Annotated in this window: 19 protein-coding genes and 2 pseudogenes; 11 read left to right on the plus strand and 10 right to left on the minus strand. The window is 61.6% G+C overall.

What is annotated here, in order from left to right; all coding sequences use genetic code 11:
* Positions 1 to 711: 711 nt before the first annotated feature.
* Entirely contained in the window at positions 712 to 1,386 is a 675-nt protein-coding gene (locus NKH43_RS32595) for a protein-L-isoaspartate(D-aspartate) O-methyltransferase (RefSeq protein WP_352861632.1), read from the minus strand.
* 662 nt (positions 1,387 to 2,048) lie between these two features.
* Here NKH43_RS32595 and NKH43_RS32600 point away from each other — a divergent pair.
* A pseudogene (locus NKH43_RS32600) lies at positions 2,049 to 2,354 on the plus strand (diacylglycerol kinase); the annotation flags it as partial.
* Between the two features lie 99 nt (positions 2,355 to 2,453).
* On the opposite strand, the gene NKH43_RS32605 reads toward NKH43_RS32600, so the two are convergent.
* Positions 2,454 to 2,765 (minus strand): DUF4143 domain-containing protein, encoded by a 312-nt coding sequence (locus tag NKH43_RS32605; protein ID WP_352861634.1) that lies wholly within the window; start codon positions 2,763 to 2,765, stop codon positions 2,454 to 2,456.
* A gap of 187 nt (positions 2,766 to 2,952) precedes the next feature.
* Between NKH43_RS32605 and NKH43_RS32610 the strand changes: the two genes are divergently transcribed.
* The 8 genes from NKH43_RS32610 to NKH43_RS32645 all read left to right on the plus strand — a co-directional run bounded on the left by NKH43_RS32610 (position 2,953) and on the right by NKH43_RS32645 (position 11,708).
* Positions 2,953 to 4,155 (plus strand): ABC transporter substrate-binding protein, encoded by a 1,203-nt coding sequence (locus NKH43_RS32610; protein WP_352861636.1) that lies wholly within the window; start codon positions 2,953 to 2,955, stop codon positions 4,153 to 4,155.
* A gap of 76 nt (positions 4,156 to 4,231) precedes the next feature.
* Positions 4,232 to 5,098, plus strand: coding sequence for a branched-chain amino acid ABC transporter permease (locus NKH43_RS32615; RefSeq protein ID WP_352466754.1), 867 nt, complete (start codon positions 4,232 to 4,234; stop codon positions 5,096 to 5,098).
* Between the two features lie 5 nt (positions 5,099 to 5,103).
* Positions 5,104 to 6,078: a branched-chain amino acid ABC transporter permease gene (locus NKH43_RS32620; RefSeq protein ID WP_352861638.1), complete on the plus strand. Its 975-nt coding sequence runs from the start codon at positions 5,104 to 5,106 to the stop codon at positions 6,076 to 6,078.
* Positions 6,079 to 6,082: 4 nt separating this feature from the next.
* Positions 6,083 to 6,862 carry an ABC transporter ATP-binding protein gene (locus NKH43_RS32625; RefSeq protein WP_352861640.1) on the plus strand — a complete coding sequence of 260 codons (780 nt, stop codon included), beginning with the start codon at positions 6,083 to 6,085 and terminating at the stop codon, positions 6,860 to 6,862.
* Positions 6,863 to 6,864: 2 nt separating this feature from the next.
* Positions 6,865 to 7,587, plus strand: coding sequence for an ABC transporter ATP-binding protein (locus NKH43_RS32630; protein WP_352861641.1), 723 nt, complete (start codon positions 6,865 to 6,867; stop codon positions 7,585 to 7,587).
* Positions 7,588 to 7,595: 8 nt separating this feature from the next.
* On the plus strand, positions 7,596 to 8,336 hold the full coding sequence (locus NKH43_RS32635; RefSeq protein WP_023722329.1) for an aspartate/glutamate racemase family protein: 741 nt from the start codon (positions 7,596 to 7,598) through the stop codon (positions 8,334 to 8,336).
* Positions 8,337 to 8,438: 102 nt separating this feature from the next.
* A complete protein-coding gene (locus NKH43_RS32640; protein WP_023722328.1) occupies positions 8,439 to 9,143 on the plus strand; it encodes a GntR family transcriptional regulator in 705 nt (234 codons plus the stop codon).
* Between the two features lie 636 nt (positions 9,144 to 9,779).
* Positions 9,780 to 11,708, plus strand: a complete 1,929-nt coding sequence (locus NKH43_RS32645; RefSeq protein ID WP_352861651.1) for an adenylate/guanylate cyclase domain-containing protein — start codon at positions 9,780 to 9,782, stop codon at positions 11,706 to 11,708.
* Between the two features lie 365 nt (positions 11,709 to 12,073).
* On the opposite strand, the gene NKH43_RS32650 is transcribed toward NKH43_RS32645, so the two are convergent.
* From NKH43_RS32650 to NKH43_RS32680, 7 genes are all read right to left on the minus strand, one after another.
* On the minus strand, positions 12,074 to 12,493 hold the full coding sequence (locus NKH43_RS32650) for an Ohr family peroxiredoxin (protein WP_352861643.1): 420 nt from the start codon (positions 12,491 to 12,493) through the stop codon (positions 12,074 to 12,076).
* 55 nt (positions 12,494 to 12,548) lie between these two features.
* Entirely contained in the window at positions 12,549 to 13,517 is a 969-nt protein-coding gene (locus NKH43_RS32655) for an alpha/beta fold hydrolase (protein WP_502895824.1), read from the minus strand.
* Positions 13,518 to 13,611: 94 nt separating this feature from the next.
* Positions 13,612 to 14,730 (minus strand): redoxin domain-containing protein, encoded by a 1,119-nt coding sequence (locus tag NKH43_RS32660; protein WP_352791666.1) that lies wholly within the window; start codon positions 14,728 to 14,730, stop codon positions 13,612 to 13,614.
* Positions 14,731 to 14,802: 72 nt separating this feature from the next.
* The gene (locus NKH43_RS32665; protein WP_502906529.1) at positions 14,803 to 15,459 is read right to left on the minus strand and encodes a VOC family protein; all 657 of its coding nucleotides are present in this window, start codon (positions 15,457 to 15,459) and stop codon (positions 14,803 to 14,805) included.
* Positions 15,460 to 15,496: 37 nt separating this feature from the next.
* On the minus strand, positions 15,497 to 16,777 hold the full coding sequence (locus NKH43_RS32670; protein ID WP_031195070.1) for an epoxide hydrolase family protein: 1,281 nt from the start codon (positions 16,775 to 16,777) through the stop codon (positions 15,497 to 15,499).
* The gene (locus NKH43_RS32675; RefSeq protein ID WP_352591189.1) at positions 16,774 to 17,202 is read right to left on the minus strand and encodes a DUF6130 family protein; all 429 of its coding nucleotides are present in this window, start codon (positions 17,200 to 17,202) and stop codon (positions 16,774 to 16,776) included. Before NKH43_RS32675 ends, NKH43_RS32670 begins: the two co-directional genes overlap by 4 nt.
* 87 nt (positions 17,203 to 17,289) lie before the next feature.
* Entirely contained in the window at positions 17,290 to 18,651 is a 1,362-nt protein-coding gene (locus tag NKH43_RS32680) for an epoxide hydrolase family protein (RefSeq protein ID WP_023722323.1), read from the minus strand.
* A gap of 226 nt (positions 18,652 to 18,877) precedes the next feature.
* Here NKH43_RS32680 and NKH43_RS32685 point away from each other — a divergent pair, with 226 nt between their 5' ends.
* Complete coding sequence (locus NKH43_RS32685; protein ID WP_352861647.1) at positions 18,878 to 21,733, plus strand: ATP-binding protein; 2,856 nt, start codon at positions 18,878 to 18,880, stop codon at positions 21,731 to 21,733.
* Between the two features lie 419 nt (positions 21,734 to 22,152).
* On the opposite strand, the pseudogene NKH43_RS35395 reads toward NKH43_RS32685, so the two are convergent.
* A pseudogene (locus NKH43_RS35395) lies at positions 22,153 to 22,392 on the minus strand (IS91 family transposase); the annotation flags it as partial.
* On the opposite strand from NKH43_RS35395, the gene NKH43_RS32690 reads away from it, so the two are divergent.
* Positions 22,388 to 22,939 carry a transposase gene (locus tag NKH43_RS32690; RefSeq protein WP_352861649.1) on the plus strand — a complete coding sequence of 184 codons (552 nt, stop codon included), beginning with the start codon at positions 22,388 to 22,390 and terminating at the stop codon, positions 22,937 to 22,939. The pseudogene NKH43_RS35395 and the gene NKH43_RS32690 overlap by 5 nt on opposite strands.
* The last annotated feature ends 477 nt before the right edge of the window (positions 22,940 to 23,416 follow it).

A 23,416-nucleotide genomic window follows, 5' to 3' on the forward strand; every position in this document is an offset into this window, starting at 1 on the left:
CGCTAAACACGGGGGCTGCGCGGCGGACACGCCGACGTCACAGCTACTGCCACGCCATTTTTGCAGAACTTGACGCACACAACTCATGAACTTCGGCTTCAGCTGCTCAATCCAACCGAGTTGTGGATTTCCATGATTCTGGAATTGAGTAGATTGTTGGGACGGGCGGCCACCGATGTCGCTTCAGGTGGCGATTTGAGGTGGGGTCTGTCGAGACGCAATGCCGCGCCTCGGCAGGCATTGATTTTACGATGTTTTTTCTAGTCTAGGAGCCCACAGCGATTTGTATCACAGTATCGGTGTGCCGCCAAACCAACCAGCCGCATACGCAATCACGACCAATACCACGATCACGGCTACCACGCCGTACCAGAGGCGCCTGTCCTTGAGATCCATCGTTACCTCCTGCCCGCTACGTGTTGGCCACTGGGCGAATTCCTTGAGCCTTTAGCCGTCATTTCCCAGATGAGCGACCCATTTGCCGTCTGGCAGGCACACAGTAGGCTGGATAAAGGGGTCTTTGAGAAGCGCGCAATACGACCGCGCCGGCATGATCGCCAGCGGCTGCGACCGGCGGCGGCAGGCGTGCTCGACGAGTGGCGTTGCGGCATGGATGTCAAAAGATCGGCGATGCCATCCAGCGCCTGTGTGATCGATGCGGCGCGCGTTATCCTGATCTTCCAGCACGGCTCCGCGCAGCCGCACTCCTCATTAGACCGTTTCGAGACGGCTGAACCGAACTGGGATGAGTTTGCGAGTCTTCAGTTGCCCTGCCGCATCCTTGTCGATGACGGTCAGCAACTGCGCTTCTCCAGGTCCCACGGGCAGAACCAGGCGTCCCCCCGGCTTGAGCTGCTCAATCAAAGCCGGCGGCGCCCGCCCAGCCGCCACGGTGACCAGGATCTTGTCGAATGGGGCGTGCTCAGGCCAGCCGCGAGACCCGTCTCCGACACGAATGCCGACATTGGAGAAGCCGAGACCCCGCAGGAGAGCCTCGGCATGGCTTGCGAATTCCTCGATGATTTCGACGCTCCAAACTTGCCCGGCAAGGTCCGCGAGGATTGCGGTTTGGTAGCCTAGGCCGGTGCCGATCTCGAGCACTACCTCGTACGGTTGCGGCGCAAGGAGATCGGTCATGAGAGCAACGATGAAGGGCTGCGAGACGGTTTTATCAAAGCCGATCGGCAGCGGCATGTCTTGGTAGGCATAAGGCGCAACTGATGCTGGCACGAAGAGATGCCGCGGTATCCGCCTCATCGCCGCCAATACCCGCTCATCGAGCGCCGCCTTGCCAAGTTCTTCGCTTGCAAGATCGGTGTGAATTGCAATCATCTCGACCATGTGCCTGCGTAGAACCGCGAGATGCTCTTCGTTCATCGGCTTCATGACGGGGGGGCGCTCCTCAACCAGTCTGCTGCCTCATAGCCTTATACCCTGTTCGTCTTGTCACAGTAACCATGTCGTCGAGAACGCGGCTTCGGTTGGGGCGGGTTGTACCGCCCTGCTATTTCATCGCCGTCCTTGGTGCTCTCCCGTTCCTCGCACCGGGGTGGAACGGCGTACGCATCAGAAGCTCGCCAGCCAGGCGACAACATCGATAAGCGGATCGCCAGCCAGTTGAGCACCAATAGGCCGAAGGCCAAAACGACGCCGAACCCTGCGCTGTCGTTCACCGGCTCCATCCCGTGCTGATCGTGCGTGATCTGGCGATTGACGATGGCCGAACCTGGGCGAGCCAGCAGCGCGATTCGCGCTGCAGGCCGGCCATACGATAATCAGCGTTAGCCCGCGTGGCGCTGCTGAGAAGAACCGGAATTTCGTGATGGCTTGCCGCCGCCATTGGGGCGGCACTGGGGGACTGGCTGTCCTTCTGGATCGGCAAACGGCTTGGAAAGCGGGTTTCGCACTATTGGCCCCTCTCCTGTTCTTCGAGCGGTGGGGGGTCGCCGGCGCTTCTTCGGTCCCTTGCGTGCATCCGTACCCATGGTGGCGGGCATCTGCGCGATGCCCGCTCTGACGTTTCAGTTTGCCAATATCGCTTCGGCTCGCCGGAGTTCGTAGCCGACGTTGCACGGTTTTTCGACGTCACGAGAGGACACGTCTTGCTCGCCGGTCCCAAGACGATCGCGAGCGTTCCGGATTTTGCTCGCGCGGATCGGGAACTTGTCGTCGTTCGCTCCAGTATGGATCCCGAGGACACGCTCAAGCGCTTTGCCGGCCGTGTCGTCTTCATCGGCGGCGGTCCACCGGTCTGGGACGCCTACGCGCGCTTCGTCAGCCACTGGGATGTCACGCGGCTGCCCTATGACGGGCCGGCGGACCGCTGGTTCGATGCAAGATGGCTTACGGGGGGGTGGCGAAGTTGCCAGAAATCACCGCGACCAATGAAGGCTCGGCTCGTATCGATCTGGGATTATTTAGACCACCTCGCGACCCAAGTTCTAGACCGCATTTTATGCAACTTTACATCGAACACAGAACCGACAGCGGTGCAGCTTGCAATTATTTCGCCGAACGGCGTCACACGGTGATGGTCGTGCAGCACCAGCCCACGCACAAAACGATCGCGGACTCCTTCCTGCAACTGGTGCAATCCCCGAAAGTCCTGCGGAACCGTTCGCGGAGGCCTTCACCTCGATACCGACGACCCGACCGCGTCGATCCTCGATCACGACGCCGACCTCGTCCTGATCCTTGGTCCGGTAGTGTGAGAAAGACACCCGTCGCTCTGACCACCATGCGAGCTTCAGGAATTCCGACACCACGAACCTCTCGAGCAAAGCACCGAACCGCGATCGGTCCTACGTTCTGCGTCTACGGCCGCTCACAAGATTGTCAACAATCTGATAAAGTTTTGTTGACAGGTGATTGATTTGAGCCTTCACTCACAAAAATCCGCGTATCGGTCGAGTTCTGTCGCAACAATGCGCGGCCTCCAAAGGGGAAAGAACAATGATCAACAGACGTTCAATAATCACATCCGCGGCGCGCGGCGCCGTCTCCGCGCTGGCAATCATGGCCGGCGGCACAATAGCGGTGCACGCCGCCAACAAGGAACTCAAGATCGGCTTTGTCGGCGTGACGAGTGGCGCGGCCGCTGCGTGGGGCACATCCAACGTCCGCTCGATGCAGACACGCGCCACCTGGATCAACGAAACCGGCGGTGTGAAGATTGGCGACGAGACCTATGACGTCAAAATCGTCACCTTCGACGACCAGAAGGACCCGAAGCGGGCGATCGCCGGCATGGAGAAGATGGCCCAGGAGGGCATCCACTATGTCGTCGGTCCGAATGTCGACGACGGCGCGGCGGCGGTGCGTCCCGTGGCAGAATCCAAGGGCATCATCTATTTTCCCTACGCATTCCCGAAGGAACTCTACACCCCGCCGGCGTCCAACGCCGTGCTCGGCATGATCGCCAACTACCAGTCGGCTCCGGCGATCTACAAATATCTAATGGAAAACAGGGGCGTGAAGAAAGTTGCCTTTGTCGCCGCCAACGAATCCGATCCGCTGAGCCAGCGGGATGGCGGTGTTGCCGCGGCAAAGGCGCTCGGGCTCGAGGTTGTGGCTGCCACGGATGTCTACCAAAACGATACCCGCGATTTCACGCCGGTACTGACGCCGATCGTTTTGCAAAAACCGGACCTGCTGGTGCTTTCGGGCGTCGCGCCGGGCAATGCGCCGCTGCTGATCCGCGCCGCGCGCGAGCTCGGCTACGAAGGCCTGATCTCCACCGAAACGGCGCAGGATGCCAAGGTGCTGGAAGAGGGCGCGGGCGAGTTGGCCAACGGCTTCATCTCGGTCGGCGGCGCATCGACGCCCGAAATCGCGTCCGACACGATGAAGGAGTTCGTCGAACGCTATACGAAAATGTTCGGCGAATACAATGACGAGTCCAACACCAAGGTCTATGCGCTCGAATACATCATCGAGACGCTGAAGGCGAACCCGGCCGCGATCGACAATGTCGAGGAGTTCAAGAAGACGATCGACACTTTCTCGGCGCCCAATCCCTATCTGAAGGACGATGCCAAGCTGACCTATGTCGGAATGACGTCGTTTGGCCAGAAGCGCCAGCTTTCGGTCCCGATGGTGGTCACGGAATACCGCGACGGCAAGTTCGAGACGCTCTTCGTCGCTCAAGTCGATTGACGCAACTGCACCGAAGCGGATTGCCGCAGAGGCTCGAGCATTCGTCTTCAGCCTCTGAACGGCCGGAACCATCCTGATGGAACAAGTCATCGCCAACGGGCTTTATCTTGGCGCGCAATACGCCTTGATCGCGCTCGGTCTGACCCTGATCTTCGCGCTGATGAACGTGCTTAACTTTGCCCATGGGCAGATGTACGTTCTCGGCGGCTTCGTCACCTACACCGTCTATGGCCAGCTCGGCATGCCTTTCGTCGTCGCGCTCGTCGCGTCCGGGATCACGCTGCTGGTCATTGGAGCGCTTGTCGAGAAATTCCTTTTCAGGACGGTGATTAAGCGAAGCGTGCGGGAGGAAAGTACGATGCTTCTCGCGGCGGCGGTCGCATTCTTCCTCGACGCCGTGATCCTCCTCCTGTTCGGCGAAAAGCAGCGCGGCGTGCCGAAGATCGTCAAAGGCGTCTTCGTCTCCGACAGCCTCATAATGCCTTACGACCGGCTACTGGTCGGCGCACTCGCCATACTGTTCATCGCCTCCTTCGTGCTTTTCATGCAGTACAGCAAGCCGGGACGCGCCATGCGGGCTCTGGCGCAGGACCGGGTCGCGGCGCAGCTGATGGGCGTCGAGGTCGACCGCTATTCGATGATCGGCTTTGCGCTCGGCGCCATGCTTGCCGGCATAGTCGGCGGGCTGCTGGTCGCCATCACCGGCGTCAATTCGGGCATCGGCGGGCCGATTTCGATCAAGGCGTTCTTGATGGTGATGATCGGCGGGGCCGGCGTGGTCAGCGGAGCGATCGCCGGCGGCTTCATCCTCGGCATGATGGAATCGGTCGGCCTGACGGTCCTACGCCAATATGGCGACGTCACTTATCTCGTCATCTTCGCCGCGCTGATGGTGTTCCTGAGCATCCGCCCGAACGGGCTCATGGGCAAGCCGTGGGGATGATGGACATGAAGCGTACACGCAACATCCTCGCCGTCGCTGTCTTCCTGCTGGTCGTACTCGTCGGCGTGCCCTGGCTGATCGAGGCGACCGGTCGGCTCGACCTCTACTACACGCTGACCTCGGTCGCGCTGCTCAGCATCGCCAGCGCCGGGGTGTGGGTGACTTTCTACATCGGCCGCATCAATATCGGCCAGGGCGCCTTCGCGCTTATGGGCGGCTATGTTTCGGCCATTCTTGTCGTCCAGTACGGTGTGTCGTTCTGGCTGACACTGCCGCTGGCTGGGCTATTCTGCGCCGCTGCAAGCGTGGTGATCGGACTGCCCATCCTCAGGCTTCGCGGCGTCTATTTCGCCATGGTCACGCTGGTTTTGACCGAAGTGGCGCGGCTGCTCGCGCTGGCGCTGCCGATCACCAACGGAGCCAAGGGCATGGTCAGCATTCCGCTCCCCGGCGGCATCTCGATCTTCGGGCTGACCATCCTTCCAGATTTCGCGACGCTCGCCAATCCGCGTCCCGCCTTCTATCTGGTGTCGGTTGTGCTGATGGTGCTGTGCTTTGCGGCGCTCTACCGCCTAGTCCATTCGCGCATTGGCAAACTCTGCCAGTCGTTGCAGCAGAACGAGGAACTGGCCTCCTCGATCGGCGTCAACATCGCCTATCTGCGCGTTATCGCCTACGCCTTCTCCTCATTCCTCGGCGGTCTCGGCGGTGCGATGTTCGTCGCCATCTCGCAGTCGATCTATCCGTCGAGCTTCACCGTTACCGACTCGGTGAACTTCATGCTGAACTGCTTCCTCGGCGGGCTCGGCCACGTCTTCGGGCCGATGATCGGCACCTTCGTGCTCTATTTCGGCTGGGATTTCCTGTTCGAGACCGGCGAGTTCCAGTTGCTGATCTTCTCTTCGGTGCTGATCGCGCTGATGCTGTTCCTTCCCAACGGCCTGCTCAGCCTCAGGCTGTTCGGCAAGAAGCAGGGCTAGGACCATGACTGAGCTTCTCCAGATCAAGGCCGTGACCAAACGCTTCGGCGGGCTGGTCGCGGTCAACAATGTTTCCTTCGCGGTCCGCGAACGCGAAATCCTCTCCGTCATCGGCCCCAACGGCGCCGGCAAGTCGACGCTGTTCAAGCTGATTTCCTCTTTCCTCAATCCGACCTCGGGCGAAGTGCTATTCCGGGGAGAGCGGATTTCAGGCCTGGCGCCGCATATCGTCGCCCGGAAGGGCGTGGTGCGCACGTTCCAGGAGACGACGATCTTCAAGGGCATGACGGTGCGCGACAATGTCATCATCGCGCATCAACTGCGTTCCAACGCCAGCCTTGCCGGCTTCTATCTCGGCACGAACACCGCACGGCGCGACGAGGATGAATTCGGCCGCTCGGCCGACGAGATCATCGACTTCCTCGATCTCGGCGCGCAACGGCATGAGATCGCCAGCACGCTGCCGCACGGCCATCTGCGCGCGCTCGGGATTGCCATCGGGCTCGCTACCAACCCGACCGTGCTTCTGCTCGACGAGCCCTTCGCCGGCATGAACCATGACGAAACCGTACGCGCGGTGGAGATGGTGCGCGACGTGCGGAAGCGCGGCGTGACTGTCCTGCTGGTCGAGCACGATATGCCCGCCGTCATGAACATTTCCGACCGCATCGTCGTCCTGAACTTCGGTGTGAAAATCGCCGAGGGAACGCCGAACGAAATCCAGGAGAACGAAAAGGTCATCGAGGCCTATCTCGGCGCCGAAGATGAGGCGATCGGATTTTAGCCATGAGCGAACTGCTGAAAGTCTCCGACGTCGAACTCTACTACGACCATGTCTATGCACTGAAGGGCGTGTCGCTCAACGTCAACGAGGGCGAGACCGTCGCGCTGATCGGCGCGAACGGCGCCGGCAAATCCTCGATCCTGCGCGCCATCACCGGCCTGAAGAAAGTCCGCAGCGGCGAGATTCATTTCCGGGGCCACCGCATCGACGGAACGCGCCCGGACGAGCTGGTCAGGATGGGCATCGCCATGGTGCCGGAGGGTCGGCGCGTCTTTTCCTACATGACGGTGCGCGACAATCTGATGATGGGCGCCTTCACCCGCACCGACAAGGCCGAAATCGCCAGGACGCTGGACATGGTGCTCGCGCGCTTTCCGCGCCTGAAGGAACGCTATTCCCAGACGGCGGGCACGATGAGCGGCGGCGAACAGCAGATGCTGGTGATCGGGCGGGCGCTGATGGCCAAACCGAAGCTTCTGCTGCTCGATGAACCCTCGCTCGGCGTCGCGCCGAAGCTCGTCCAGGACATCGCCCGCTCCATCGTGGCGATCAATCGCGACGAAAAGGTCAGCGTTCTCTTGGTCGAGCAGAATTCGCGCATGGCGCTGCGCATCTCGCAGCGCGCCTACGCACTGACGACCGGAAGGATCGCGCTGGCCGGACATTCGGCCGAGCTGCTTGGCGACGACCGGGTCAAGAAACTCTATCTCGGCGGGGAAATATGAAAGCGCAAATGGACATACTCGTCGTCAATCCCAACACCACTGCGTCCATGACCGAAAAGATCGGCGAGGCGGCGCGCGGCGCGGCTTCGGCCGGCACCAGGATCATTGCCGTCAATCCGAAGGACGGGCCGCCGAGCGTCGAAGGCTATTTCGACGAGGTCTTCGCCATCCCGGGAATGATCGGCGAGATCCAGAGACATCCGGCGGCGAGCGCCTGCGTCATCGCCTGCTTCGACGACACCGGCCTCGACGCAGTACGCTGCGTCGGCGAGATGCCGGTGGTCGGCATCGGCGAAGCGGCGTTTCACATGGCGAGCCTAATTGCCGGCAAGTTCAGCGTGGTGACGACGCTGTCGCGTTCGGTGCCGGCGATCGAGCACAATCTGGTGCGCTACGGCCTCGCCAGCCGCTGCGCCAGGGTCCGGGCAAGCGACGTTCCCGTTCTGGAGCTCGAAGTGCCCGGCTCCAACGCCCGCCATCGAATTTCGGAGGAGATCGAGCGCGCCATCCGCGACGACCGGGCCGAAGCGATTGTGCTGGGATGCGCCGGCATGGCCGACCTCGCCGCCGCGCTCAGCCGCGAACATGGCCTTCCTGTGCTCGACGGCGTCGCCTGCGCGGTACAACTCTGCGAGAGCCTCGTCAGCCTTGGCCTGTCGACCTCGAAGCGCGGCGGCTACCAGGTTCCACTCGAAAAATCCTTCGCCGGAATCTTTGCGCCCTTTTCGCCCTCCGGCCGTGTATCCTGATGCGTGCAAAATTGTTGACACTCCCACACAGGATGTTCGATGTCCGGCCGGAAACGCGGTGTTCGCGCCGCTATGCGATCCGGCCGCCGGGACAATGAGACGATGGACCTGCTTGGACCAAAGACACGGGATGGCGACAAGCCGACGATGCGCTGGTTTCCGGTCTATGCCGGCCTGCGCGACGCCATCGTCAGCCACCGCCTCGCACCGGGCACAAAGCTGCCCGAGGACGAGCTCGCCTCGATCTATTCGGTGAGCCGCGCGGTGATACGCGCGGCGCTGCAGGCGCTGTCGCATGACCGCTTGGCTCGGCTCGAGCCGAACCGCGGCGCGTTCGTCGCCCAGCCGACCAAGCAGGAAGCGCGCGAGGTGTTCGAAGCGCGGGCGCTGATCGAGCCCAAGGTCGCGGCGCTTGCCGCCGAAGTGGCAAAGCCGGCCGAGATCGCGCAACTGCGGCTTCATCTCGAAAAAGAGCACGAGGCCCTGCATGCCGGCCGCGACAGCGACGCCATAATGCTGTCGGCAAAATTCCATGTCGGCATCGCTGAAATCGCCGGCCATTCGATCCTGACCGGCTTCGTCAAGGACCTGTTGTCGCGGTCGTCGCTGATCATCGCGCTCTACTGGCGCCGCCGCGACACCACCTGCGAAAGCCACGCCCATCACGCCCTCGTTGATTCCATCGAAAAGCACGACGCAAAAAACGCGTCCGACCTGATGCAAAGTCATCTCATCGACCTTCTGTCGGGCCTTGATCTGTCGCTTGGCGAGAAGAAGCCCGAGAGCCTGTCGGACATCTTGCGCTGATCTCCGCTGTCAAACTCTTCGCCGGAGTTCGCCTATGTCCGCACGTGCTGGGCGTGATCGAAGCAATGCATAGCATGCATCGGTCCATGAGGACTGCTTCTTCGTTCCTGCCGTCATAACAGTAGCGCTCGTTGAGTCCGCGGCGCTGCCCTCCAGCTTCAGCTACTCCTGCTGCCGCACAACGGACGGGCAATGCGCCGATCAGAGCTTGAGGCACGCAGTCGCAGCAAGGATTGGGCAAACTGCCGGTTTTTCTTACGGCCTTTAGATACGACCTGATGCGATCGGTCGATGGCCCTCGCGAGAGGCCAGTTCCAGTTTATGCGACTTTGGAAGCACAAAAAGGGAACACCTGGCGGCTTATGTGTTTTCGACGTCAACAGCCTCTGGCGGTCAGATCGGCGATCGACCGGCATTGTGAATGCCTGGAAGGGGCCGGAACCGGACTGTCAGCTTTCAAGATGACTGGACAAGATAGCCGGCCCTTGCATCCAGCCTCGTCTGACCGCTGTGCGCCAGAAGCGACCTTTCGGACCACCGGGGCTAATGGACGACCTCCTGGCTTTGGCCGGGCGGGCTCGTCAGGGCGCCGCGATAGGTGTACAATTTTAGCCATGTTGGGTCCGGGGCCGGATGATGATCGTCCCTCCATTGAACCGGAAACTGCTGGCGATCCTTGCAGCGGATATGGTCGGCTATTCAACGGCGATCGAAATTGACGAAGCTGGCACCATCGGACGCCTGAGAGCTATCCGGGCCGACGTAACCGATACGGCGATCGCTCTGCACCAGGGTCGAATTGTCAAACTATTAGGAGATGGCGCACTTGTCGTCTTCGACAGCGTGGTCGATGCGGTAATCTGCGCAGCCGAAATTCAAAAAGCTGTGGCCGTTCGCAATGGTGGACTGCCGGAGCATGAGCGGATTGTGTTCCGCATCGGGATAAATCTTGGCGATGTGGCGCTCGTGGATGGCGATGTGTATGGCGACGGCGTCAATATCGCCGCTCGGTTGCAGCAACTCGCTGACCCGGGCGGCGTGATCGTATCGGGCACGGCCTTTGACCATCTGCAGGGCAAGCTTGATTGGCCCCTCGATTTCGCTGGCGAGCAGCAAGTCAAGAATATCAATCGCCCCGTGCGGATGTACCGGCTGAGGCTCGATGGCAAGCCGGCGCGCCGCCCGCTTCTCGGAATGATGCCGCGCTGGGCCAGGACGGCTGCGGCGGCCATCGTGGTGCTGGCTCTGGCGGGTGGAGGGACATGGTGGGTCTTTCAGCCTGCGCCACTGGGGGCCAAGCCGTCGATCGCGGTGCTGCCCTTCAATAATTATGGCGGCGACGAGGCCACCGGGCGTTTGGCCGATGGCCTCACCGAAGACATCATCACCGATCTCGCGCAGTTTCCCGAACTCGACGTCGTGGCACGCAATTCGACGCAAGCGTACAAAGGCAAGTCGCTGGATGTCCGCCAGGTCGCGAGTGCGCTCGACGTCGGCTATGTGCTGGAAGGCTCGATCCAGCGCCTGGGCGGTCGGCTGCGGATCACCGCGCAGCTGATCGATGCAAAAGCCGGCAACCATCTGTGGTCGGAGCGATGGGACCGGCCTGCTGAAGACGTATTCGCCGTTCAAACCGAGATCGCCGAGCAGGTCACCAACCGCCTCGGCAACGGCGTGGGGCTGATTCAAGGCGCGGGGCGGGCTGCAGCGAAGCGTAAACGGCCGGACAACTTGACTGTCTATGATTACTACCTGCTCGGAACCGAAAGGATTGAAAAGATTACCGTAGCGGATGAGGAGGAGGCCATCAGGCTGCTCAACCTCGCTGTCGAGCTGGACCCGGGGTTCGCCCGGGCCTGGGTGGAACTTTATCATGCTCATAACATATTGGCTGGCTTCGGTATCAATCCCGAGAGCGAGATCAAGGCGGCTGCCGATGTAGCCGAACGCGCGGTGCGGCTCGATCCGAGCGACGCCGAGGCGCACGCCGTTTTTGGCATGAGCCTCAAAGACAAGGGCGACAACGCCCGCGCCAAGGTCGAGCTGGACACGGCCCTCCGCCTCGCTCCGGGTTCGGCCGAAATCCTGACATTCTATTCCGGCTTTGCGGCAGGCTTCGACGAACCCGAACGCGGCGCTCAGTTGGTCGACCAAGTTATACGGCTCGACCCGAATTACCCGATGTGGGCAACTGCTTTCTACTCCACTGCCTATTTTATGGCTGGTCGCTATGAGGACGCCTTGAAGATGCTGGAGCGCAAGACGCCCGATAACTACGGCAAAGGGGGTTGGGTGGTGCGTAGCAGCTCCTTTGCGGCTCTGGGTCGAATCGATGAGGCGAATGCTTCGGTCCGGGAAACCCTCAAACGGTATCCGGACCTGACCGTCGAGGGCATGGTCAATGAATTCAGCTTGAGCAAGACGGAGCGCGGTCGTTTCATCGAGACAATGCCGCTAGCCGGCTTCCCGGCGTGCGCCAAGACCGGGTCGCTGGCAAAACTCGCCAAACCTGTGCGGCTGCCGGAATGCGAGGCGGGGGAGGCGCAGCCTCTCGGGCAGCCATAGAACAAGCTCGGCGCAAAAGGGAGACGTGAGCCGCGAATCGCCCCGGCACTGGCGGGCGCTGTCGCCGAAGGTTGGAGGCGATGACACATATGGTTGTGACGCCGCGCGAGGCTCCCGCTAGCGAACGAAGAACTCAGGGTCAAACGCTCAAGTGAGTATCCCTACGGTGGAAGCCGGCTGAGCAAGTGATTTTCTGAGCAGTGGCGATTATGTCAGGAATGGGCCGACAACGGATCGGCAGCTTCGAGCCCGTGGATATCGAAAGCGGACATTCACGTCGATGTGGGCATGATCATCATCTGACCCTGAACAGACTGGGAGCGAGGTGCCAAAAGCTTCAACGCCGAAGAGCGATTTAGGTCAAATCAGACGATCCTCATTACGACATCGATGTTGCCCCGTGTCGCTTTGGAGTAAGGACAAATCTCGTGCGCTTCATCCACCAGAATTTGTACCACATCGCGCTCCAGACTCGGCACGGCAATATCCAGTTGGACGCTAAGAAAGTGGCCGTTTTCTCCGTAGTTCAGATTCACCTCGGCCTCGATGCTCATCCCTGCAGGCAGCGCGATTTTTCGTTCGTGGGCCGCAGATGCGATTGCGCTTGCGAAGCTGGCCGACCAGCCGGCCCCGAGCAACTGCTCCGGATTGGTGCCGATGCGCGCCGATCCAGGCGTCGATAGCCAGATGTCCAGAAGGCCGTCGGAACTGCGCGAGGCGCCATTTTCGCGACTGCCCGTGGTTGCGGTCCTGGCCGTATAGACAACCCTTGTGATGTGGCTCATGGGCATTCTTTGCTGGTAGCGGTAACCGCCGCTTCGGCGGTTGCCGCGAACTCGATCAGGCGTCGACTTCGACAACGGCATCGGCAAAGGCCTGCGGCGCTTCCTGGGGCAGGTTGTGCCCGATGCCGCCGGTGACGACCCGATGCGCGTATCTGCCCGGGAACATCGTGGCGTATACGCTGGCGTCCGGATGCGGCGCGCCATTGGCGTCGCCTTCGAGGGTGATCGTCGGCACGCCGATGACCGGTGCCTGCGCGAGTCGCTCCTCGAACGCGTCGTATTGCTGCTCGCCGGCGGCGAGTCCGAGCCGCCAGCGATAATTGTGGACCACAATGGCCACGTGATCGGGATTGTCGAAGGCTGCGGCGCTGCGCTCGAATGTGGCATCGTCGAAATTCCACCGCGGCGACGCGAGTTGCCAGATCAGCCTGGTGAAATCTCGTGTGTATTTCTCGTAGCCGGCGCGGCCGCGATCGGTGGCGAAGTAATATTGATACCACCATTGCAGCTCGGCCTTGGGTGGCAGCGGCAGCTTGCCGGCTTGCTGGTTGCCGATGAGGTAGCCGCTCACCGAGACCATCGCCTTGCAGCGTTCAGGCCATAGTGCGGCAATGATGTTCGCGGTGCGCGCGCCCCAGTCGCAGCCGCCAATCGTCGCCTTTTCGATGCCCAGTGCGTCCATCAGGGCGACAATGTCCGCGGCAATCGCTGACTGCTGACCGTTGCGCATCGTGTCGTCCAACAGGAATCGGGTCGTGCCGTATCCGCGCAGGTAGGGAACAATCACGCGGTGGCCTTTCGCTGCCAGCAGAGGAGCGACATCGGCATAGGTGTGGATGTCATACGGCCAGCCATGTAGCAGGATGACGGGCGGGCCGTCGGTCCGTCCAAGTTCCGCATAGCCGACGCTCAGCACGCCGGCCTCGATCCGCTTCAAGGGCCCAAAGGACGCCGCAGGCTCTCCAGTCGTCTGTTGCGCTTGTGCCGGGCCGATCAGGCCGAACTGAGTGGCGGCGACAGCCATCGCGGCGGCGCCAAAGAACCGACGGCGATCTTGGTCGATTTCATCGGGGATATTGAGCGAATGCATTTGGGAACCTCTATCCTTGCGCGGGCGATCAGCCGAACGTGAATGCAAAGACCTCCACGCCTGAGTCGAGAAACTCGATCTCGAACTGGCGATCGACGATGGGTTTCGATTGTCGGATCAGTTGGTACAGGCGCTGCTCTGTCACTGCGCCTTCGCCCATTTCATTGACGTCGATGCCGTGAGCCGTGCCTGGCGGCTGCCCGTCGATCAGCACGCGAAATCTCACAGACGTTCCCGGTGCTGCCGGACCCATGACCAGATGAAGGTCGCGCGCGTGAAAACGGTACGCGATGCGGGCATCGGACTTGTTCAGTACGGCGGTTTCTTTCCTTACCGTCCAACTGCCAGACAGCCCCCACTCATTCAGGCGTAGTCGCGCCGGCACGTCGTAGATGTGCGGCGCGTCCAAGACCGCTTCACCGCCGGAGGCAAAATTCTGGGTGCGTTCGTAGCCGAGATAATTTTCCGGAGACTTGAGGGTCTCCCAATCGGCCGCGGCTTCGATGCCGCGGGCATCCACCGACACAGGCTCACGGTCGAATCCGCCGGCGCCAGCCTCAGTCAGCAATTCCTGGATGACCATTTCCGACTGTTGGTATGAGCCCTCGCCAAAGTGGTGATACCGGACGCGTCCCCGCGAATCGACGAAATAGAGTGCCGGCCAGTACTGGTTGCTGAAAGCCCGCCATATGAGATGGTCGTTGTCGACGGCGATCGGGTAATCGATCCCCAGGTCTTTCACCGCTCGGTGCACGTTGTTCAGGTCTTTTTCGAACGAGAACTCCGGCGCGTGGATTCCGATCACCACCAAACCATGCTTCCGGTATTTCTCGTCCCAGGCCTGAACGTAGGGAAGCGTGCGCAGCCAGTTGATGCAGGTGTAGGTCCAGAAATCGATGAGGACGACCTTGCCATGCAAAGCCGACGCCGTCAGCGGCGGCGAATTTATCCACTCGTGCGCCACGCCAAGCGAAGCAAGCTCGGATTGACCCTCGAACTGGTCGGAGGAAAGTCCGTGAAGGAACGGAACCCTCATCGGTGCGGAGGCTATCGGCTGAGCCACATTCGTGTCTCCCAGAAAACTGGCAATCGGAGCCCCGATTGCCATTGCGAGCGCCACGGCGACGAGCAGCTTAATTGCTTTCATCGACGACGCCTTTTCAGTTTCGATCGATATCGCCGCGCAGACGGTTCAGCGGCGCGCTGCGCGCTGAATCCTTCAGAGCGGAAGCTCTTTGCCGGCCTGCTCAGCCGCCATGTATTCCGCGTACCAGTCCGGCCAGTTCTCATCGCGCTGGCCGCCGTTGCGCTTCTCGTGCTCGCCGTGGGCCTCCGACGCGCGTCGCAGCGCGGCAACAAGATCCGCTCCGGAAGCGTAGGTCGTGGTGTCGATCCGGCCGGGAAAGCGGGTGGTGATTTCCTGCAGCAGCCATTCGTTGCCGTCCGGGTCCTTGAACGTCGCGAACGAGGAGTAGCTGCGCCGCTCGGGATCGCGCCCCTTGACCGCCGGCTTGCCGGGACCTGTGCGGTGAAACGCCTCGCTGACCTCGGCGCCGTGGCCAATGAGCTCGGCGCGCGCCGCCTCGATGTCCGACACGACAAGATAAAGCCCGCTTGCCGAGCCGGGCTCCGCCGTCGTGACCCCCGTGCCGAAGTGGATCGAGGCAGGCGAGCCCGGAGGTGTGAACTGCACACCCCGGAACGTATCGCCGACGACGAAATCGCCGTCGAGCCGCCAGCCCAGGCCGATATAAAAGCTCTTGGCGCGATCGACGTCCGAGACGGGGATGACCACGACCTCGAGCTTCATGTCGAGCGCCTGCTTTTTGAGGGTCCCGGTCGCAGTTTCGTGCTTTTCGTCACGGGGCGTTTTCATGGTTTGAGACATTTGTCGTTCCTTTCGAGTGAGGTGGTTATTTGGTTTGCCGCAGCGGCCTGAACGCGGCGCGCAACTCGGCAGAAAAGAGCTCCGGCCGCTCCCACGCGGCGAAGTGGCCGCCTTTGTCGACCTCATGGAAGTAGATCAGGTTGGGGTAGGCGCGCCGGGCCCACGTCTCGGGGGCCTGATAGCCTTCCCCCGGAAAGACCGTGATGGCCACCGGCAGCGAGACTTCGCTGGTCTTTTCAGGGCCGGCAAAAACGGGACTGCGCCCGCCGCCGTACTCCCAGTAAATTCGCCCGGACGAGGTGGCGGTGTCCGTCAGCCAGTACAGCGTGATATCGTCCAGCACCTCGTCAGGCGACTTTTCGGGGTCGCTTTTGTCGTAGGTCCAGCCCGAAAAGCCCGGATGCCCGAGCATCCAAGCGGCGAGCCCTGCGGGGGAGTCATTGATGGCGTAACCGATCGTCTGGGGCCGGGTGCCCATCATCGTGGCGTAGGATCTGTTCCCCATCTTGGCGGCCATGCTGAGCGCATCGAACGCCGCGCGCTCCTTGTCCATGAGCCCCGCCGGCGCCGGTCCGCCGGCGGCGAGCACCGCGGCAATCTCTGGCGGTACGACAGCCGGCAGGTTGACATGAATGCCGAGCAGGCCTGCCGGGGCCAGACGTCCCATTGCATTCGAAACGGGAGAGCCCCAGTCGCCGCCCTGGGCGACGTAATCTGTGTAGCCAAGGCGCTTCATCAGCTCTGCCCAGGCTCGTGCAATGCGGTCTGTACCCCAGCCGGTATCTGTGGGTTTGCCGGAGAAGCCGAAACCCGGCAACGACGGCAGTACGAGGTCGAACGCGTCTTCCGGGCTACCGCCATGCGCCGTGGGATCGGTGAGAGGGCCGACGGTCTTGAGCAGTTCCAGCACCGAGCCGGGCCAGCCATGCGTCATGATCAGCGGCAGGGCATTGGGATGTTTCGAGCGAACGTGAATGAAGTGGATGTCCACTCCGTCGATCGTGGTCATGAACTGGGGCAGGGAATTCAGCTTCGCTTCCGCTGTCCGCCAGTCGTAGGCCGTGCCCCAATACTCGACGAGCGGCCTGATCTTCGCGAGCTGTATGCCCTGCGACTGGTCATCGACCGTCTCCCGGTCGGGCCACCTTGTCTGCGCAATGCGACTGCGAAGATCATCGAGCGGCGCTTGCGGCACATAGACTTTGAAGGGCCGGATCGAGCGATCCTCGACCGGGTTGGCGGAGGCGGGCGCGGAAAGGATGCAAAGCCCGAATGCCAGCACGGCCGCCAGTTGGTCGAGCCTCATGGCTGCACCTTCTTGTCCGGAGTGTGGAACGTCACCGTTTGTTTGGTGAAGACTTTGCCTTCGGGATCCACCACCTCGATCAGCACCTTGTGCTGGCCGCTTGGCATGCCAACCAAGATGATGGTGTTGCTCTGACCGTAGTCCGCCCACGCCCAAGGCAGGTCGTCGACGGTGACGTGCAGATGCCCGACCCGCGGAGACACGTTGCGCGCGGCCGCCCCGCCCACAGGCAGGATGCGCAAGTTCTCCACCCGGTACGGGATGAACACGACGCCGCTGGCCAACGGACCCGGAAGCGGCGGCTCCACGATCAGCTTGGGTGCGGGCTCGTTGTCGATGGGAACGACCGTGCTCTGGGCAAACGCGCCCGTGGCGAGCACGGTGCAAACCGCGAGTGCGGTGAGCGTCTTGATGAGGGGGTTCATTGCAGTCGCTCCCTTCGGAGGTTCGCTACGCAGCTATCGCTGGGCGGAAGATGACGAGCGTCCGGCGCGCCATCCCCCGCCAACACGTCATGTCTGCAACGTCTTGAATGTTGCGCGCACCTCATCGGTGAAACTCTTCGGCTGCTCCCAGGCGGCGAAATGGCAGCCCTTGTCCGTGCGGCCATAGTGCAGAAGCTTCGGGAACGCGCGTTCGGTCCAACTCTTCGGTGCGGTGTAGATTTCACTGGGGTTCGCAGTCGCACCGACGGGAATGGTGATGCCCTTGGCGTCGAAGAAGCCGGCCTTCGCCGTTTGCGTATGTTCCCAATAGAGACGTGCCGACGAGATCGCCGTGTTCGTCAGCCAGTAGAACGTGATGTTGTCGAGGATGTCGTCGCGGGTAAGGCCCTCCGGCTCTCCATCGAAGGAGCGGGCGATCAGCGCATAACTGTCCGCATCGTGATCGAGGATCCACGCCGCCAGGCCGGCCGGTGAATCGACGATCCCGTAGAGCGTTTGCGGACGAAGAGCCATCTCGTTGGCGTAGCCCAGGCCGTTTTGGTAGAAGAACGCTACCTGCTCGTAGGCACGCTTCTCGTCGGGGCCAAGATCAGCGGGGGGTGGACCGCCGGAGGCCAGCGCCTTCACGATCTCCGGCGGAATGGTCCCCGGCATATTCGTGTGGATGGCGACCAGCTCGGGAGGTGCGATCAGGGCCATCTGTTCCGTGATGAGTGCTCCCCAATCGCCGCCCTGCGCGACGTAGCGGTCGTAGCCAAGGCGTTTCATCAGCACGATCCACGCCCGCGCGATGCGCCCGGGATCCCAACCGGTTTCGGTGGGCTTGCCGGAAAAGCCGTAGCCCGGCATCGACGGGATCACCACGTCGAACGCCTCCGCCTCCGTGCCTCCGTGCGCAGTGGGATTGGTGAACGGGTCGATGATCTTCAAAAGTTCGATGACCGAACCGGGCCAGCCGTGCGTGATGATGACAGGCAGGGCGCCCTGATGCTTAGACTTCACATGGATGAAGTGGATGTCGAGCCCATCGATCTCAGTGACGAAATTCGGCAGCGCCTTCAACTGCGCCTCGCACTTGCTCCAATCGTATTCCGTTCGCCAGTACTGCATGAGCTTCTGCATTGTGGCGAGTTGCACGCCCTGCGTTGGCCCTACAGTTGCTGGGGTCGACCAGATCCGCCGGGACGCCTCGTCGGAGACGAGTTCGCGCTCGGGCCAGCGCGTGGCGGCGATGCGCCGGCGAAGCTCATTGATCTCCTCCTGCGGGAAACTGACGGAGAAAGGGCGGATGGCATCGCTCGTGGATGCGGCGGCCAATTGCGACGGGAGCAGGCTTGCCGCGCCGGCGGCGGCGATGCCGGCCGCCGCAGTGCCCAAAAGTCGCCGGCGATCCTGGTCGATTGCTTCGGAGGTTCTGGTCGTGTCCATGGGTCTCTCCTGGGTTGATGGGTTTGCGATCTATCTACGTAGCTTGAACTACGCCCAGGAGGCGGGATTAGCCCGTTATGCGTCGTGAGCTTGTGTTAGCCGCTGCCAGCCTGCCGCTTTTTTGAGCAGATAGGAGGCGCCTAGACTGTGAGACTCCCTATGGTGCAGGAGCGCTCCTTGACTTAAACTGCGGCGCTGGGTGCAGGCGGCTCCAAAAGAAGACGCCATGACGAAAACGGGAATACAAGCCAAAGACAGATTGTCGTTTGGCCCTTTCCATTTTGCTGCGGGTGAAAGGCTCCTGACAAGAGAAGGCGCTCCCGTAGAGTTGGGTTCGCGCGCCATCGACATTCTCATAGTCCTGACCTCTGCACCGAATGAAGTCGTCAGCAAGAAAGATCTAATGTCGCGGGTTTGGCCGGATGTCGTCGTCGAGGAAGGCAGCCTGCGGTTCCACATGACCGGACTGCGCAAGGCGCTGGGCGATGGAAAGGATGGCGCGCGGTACATCGCGACGCTTCCGGGGCGGGGCTATTGCTTCGTTGCGCCGGTTTTGCGATTAAACAGCCCACGCGACGAAGCCCTATTCATTGCCGCTGAGTTTCCGCACGCGAATCTTCCAAACCGCTTGAGCCGGATGGTCGGACGGGACGAAGATGTTCTTAAGCTGTCGGTGCAGCTGAATGCTTCGCGGTTCGTCACCATCGTTGGCGCCGGTGGCGTCGGCAAAACCACCGTCGCGATCGCAGTCGGGCATCACCTGATCGAAGCATTTTCAGGGGCGGTCTTGTTCGTCGATCTGGGAATGATCGGCGATCCCGGTCTGGTGACGACAGCCGTCGCCTCGATGCTTGGACTAACGGTTCAAACAGAGGATGCGACGCCCAACCTGATCGCTTACTTGCGCAACAAGCGGATTCTTTTGATCCTCGATACCTGTGAGCATCTCGTGGATGCGGTGGCGCCTCTGGCCTCGAGCATCGTCGATGCGGCGTCACAGGTCTACATCCTGGCGACGAGCCGCGAGGCGCTTCGGGTCGAGGGCGAACATATCTGCCGGTTGGATGCGCTTGCGTTTCCGCCCGACGAACCGGGGCTAACGGCGGCCATCGTCCAGACATTCCCGGCCACCCAGCTGTTCGTCGAGCGAGCGGTGGCAGGTGGCGCTCGTTTGGACGTCGGCGACGCCGAGGCCTTGATCATCGCAAGCATCTGCCGAAAGCTTGACGGGGTGGCGCTCTCGATCGAACTGGCGGCCAGACGTGTCGAATCCTATGGGCTGCAGCAGACAGCTGCGCTTCTCGATCAACGCCTGACACTGCTGTGGCTCGGTTCACGGACAGCGCCGCCGCGTCAGCAGACCTTGCAGGCGACACTAGACTGGAGCTTTGGGCTCCTGACCGACGTTGAGCGCGTGGTGCTTCGCAGGCTCGCTGTATTCGTCGGTCATTTCACGCTCGATGCCGCCCTGGAGGTCGTGACGAGCGCGACCCTCGACCGATCGACCGTCCTTGGCGCCATGGACAGTCTTGTCGCCAAATCGATCGTGGCGACGCGTCCGGTTGGAGCAATGATGCGCTACAGGCTCCTCGATACGACGCGCGCCTACGTTCTCGACATCCGGATCGATGACGCCGAGGCTGCCGATCTGGCAGTGCGCCACGCCGCCTACTATCGGAGATGGCTGGAGCAGACCGGGATCGAGTGGCCAAGCCTGGCGACCGGTGAGGAGCGGGCGCCCCACTTCGCCGCCATCAACAATGTCCGGGCTGCCCTGGAATGGTGCTTCGGCGACAGCGGAAACGCCAACATCGGCGTCGGACTCGCCAGCGCTGTCGCGCCGGTTTTCCTGGCAATGTCCTTGTTGCCGGAGTGTCATCGCTGGTCTGAAAGAGCAATATTCGCTTTCGACGATGCCGCCCTTGGCGGACTTGACGAGATGCATCTTCAGGCAGCCCTCGGCGTGTCCTTCATGTTCATGCGGGGAGGACGCGACAGGGCGCGCGTAGCTCTGGAGAGGAGCCTGGCGATCGCCGAGCAGCGCGGCGATCCGCTGGACCGGGTGCGTCTGTTGGGTTCGCTCAACATGTTCCATCTGCGGACGGGCAATTTCGCAACCGCCCTTGAGTTTGCAAGGCGTTGTTCAGCCACAGCCGCGACCTTGGACGACTCGGTCGTCAACGCGCTGGCACACTCGATCCTGGGCATCTCGCTCCACCTGCGAGGCGACCTCGCGGAGGCCCGCGCAGAGCTGGAGGCGGCGCTCGACCGTGGGCCGCGCTCCCAGCGGACCACGACGATCTATCTGGGCTTCGAAGGCAAAATCCTGGCCAGGGCCATCCTGGCGAGGAACCTTTGGCTACAAGGCCATCCGGACCAAGCCATGGCACACGCCCGACAGGCCGTCGAAGAGGCTTCCGCCATGGATCATTCTCTAACGTTGGCGATCGCGTTGATCTGGGCGATATCGGTCTTCCTGTGGACCGGTGACCTGAAGAGCGCCGAGGCGTACATAGATATGCTCATCGCCCGCGCGGAATCCCATTCCATGACTCCTTACCTGCTGGTCGGTCGGGGCTTCAAAAGCGAAGTCGCGATCCGTCACGGCGATGCAAAAAGCGGCGTCGAGGGCCTGCAGACATCTCTTCGGAAGCTCCACGCGGCGCCTTATGAATTGCTCACGACGCCGCTCAACCTCTCGCTAGTTAGGGGACTGTCCGCGATCGGTCAGGTTGATGAAGCCATTGCGTTGATCGACGAGTCGCTTGGTCAAGTCGAAAAGAACGGCGACCAGTTGTACCTCCCGGAGTTGCTACGGATGAAGGGAAGCCTCCTTCTCCAGTCGGAGCGCAACCGTGATGAAGCTGCCGCCTACCTCATGCAGGCACTGGAGTTGAGCCGAAGTCAGCGCGCACGGGCATGGGAGTTGCGAACCGCAATCGACATGGCGACGCTGATGGCCGGGCGCGGGGAGATCAACAGCGCTCGCGAGCTCTTGCAGTCGGTTGCGGCGTATTTTGTGGAGAGCCTGAATACGGCGGATGTCGGGGCTGCCGAACACCTGCTGGCGACACTGAGGTAGAGCCTCAATGCCACTTCTCCTAATGGTGTCGTCCCCTCTCGGCGCAATTTCGACGGTGGTGTGGGCACTATTAATGTCGGCTTCGGGAGGACAGGAGTGGCTGGCTGAATGACCGACATGCTTAAGGGTTTCGGGTGCCGTCAGGCATACGAAAGTCTCTCATCCAGGAACCCGCGGGCCGCAGACGACGGCCTATGGGGATTTGTGTTTCGGAGCGTGCCTGGGTCTGTCGCGAGCTTCCGCATAGGATGCGGTGGGCATGGCGTGGAAGCGGCTTCCGGGCCCGGTCGCAGAGCCTGGAGCGTTGATTCCGACGGGATTGGTGTGCGTGACGACCGGCTCGACGGCAATGTGCACATAACATCCCGTTGACCGTCGCCGGCGTGGCGCGGTCGTACGAGCAACTTGGTCATGCCGGGTCATGAGGTGTTCTCCCGGTTCGGCGCTCGTGAGGTTGGCGGCGCACGAGGCTGGCACCACCGTTCGAACCTCTCGATGACCACCATGCGCCCGCCGCAGCAAGGGCAAGGCGGGCGAACGTCAGCCGGTTATGCTGAAGGGTTGTCTTCGGGTGGCGGAGCGACGTTCAGCAGTTCGCGCACGAGTGCGAGGCTGGCTTTGCGGGCGGAGCCGGCGAGCAGTCCATAGTGACGGATGCGCCGCGCATTGGTCAAGGACCGTACCGCCGCCCAGAACAGGCAGAAGAACCTGACCATCCCGCTTTTGAAGCGCCAGGCCGAGCAGCGGCTCAGGCAAATCACCACCCAGATCAATGCGATCGACGCCGAATGTCGTACGCTGGTCGCCCGCGAGCCAGATCTTGTCCGTCGCTTCGACATCCTCACTAGTATCCCAGGCCTTGGCGAAGTCACAGCCTTCGCCATCATCGCCGACATGCCGGAGTTGGGAACCCTTGCCAACAAGCAGGTCGCAAGCCTCGCCGGCCTCGCACCGGTCGATCGCCAGTCGGGGCAGTGGAAGGGCAAGTGCTTCATCCGGGGAGGAAGATCGTCGGTCAGGCAGGCGCTCTACATGCCAGCCCTCGTCGCGGTCCGTTTCAATCAGTCACTCAAGACAAAATACCAAGACCTCCGAGACGGCGGAAAACCTGCAAAACTCGCCTTAACCGCCATCATGAGAAAGCTCGTCGTTCTCGCTAACGCCCTCATCAGGGACGACCGGAAATGGTCGCCATCCCTTCCTTGACCAAGACGGATACTCTAGATGATTCGACAGGCGTTTGACCGACGAAAGCTTAAGCCCCCAAGATGCCGCGGCCTATGTCAAGTGCTGCGAGGCGAGTATGATCGACGCGTTGGTGCCAGGCTTCTGAATGATAATCACGACGATGGTAGTCATTCTCGACGATACAAGAGTTGCTGCCACTTATTCGGACAGGACCTACCGGTTCGATTGAACCGGTAGCGGTGAACGGAAGGGGCACAAACACCCTTCGGCCGCGATTTCGCCAATAGCAATACCGCAGAAACGTGCCACTTTGGCGGACGATCTGCGCCCTCCGAAGGCAGAAGTTACAGGTTCGAATCCTGTCGGGTGCAGCATTGCCGCAGTTCGCTTGCCGACAACTATTCCTGCTGGAATTGACAGGGCCAATCTTCAGGCCTCGTCAAGCCAGAAGTCAACTCGGTCCGGGCGTCTCCGCAAGCCATGTTGAGCTGCCAC

Origin of the sequence: Mesorhizobium sp. M1163, from assembly GCF_040318415.1 — a bacterium.
In the GTDB taxonomy this organism is placed as follows: Bacteria; Pseudomonadota; Alphaproteobacteria; order Rhizobiales; family Rhizobiaceae; genus Mesorhizobium.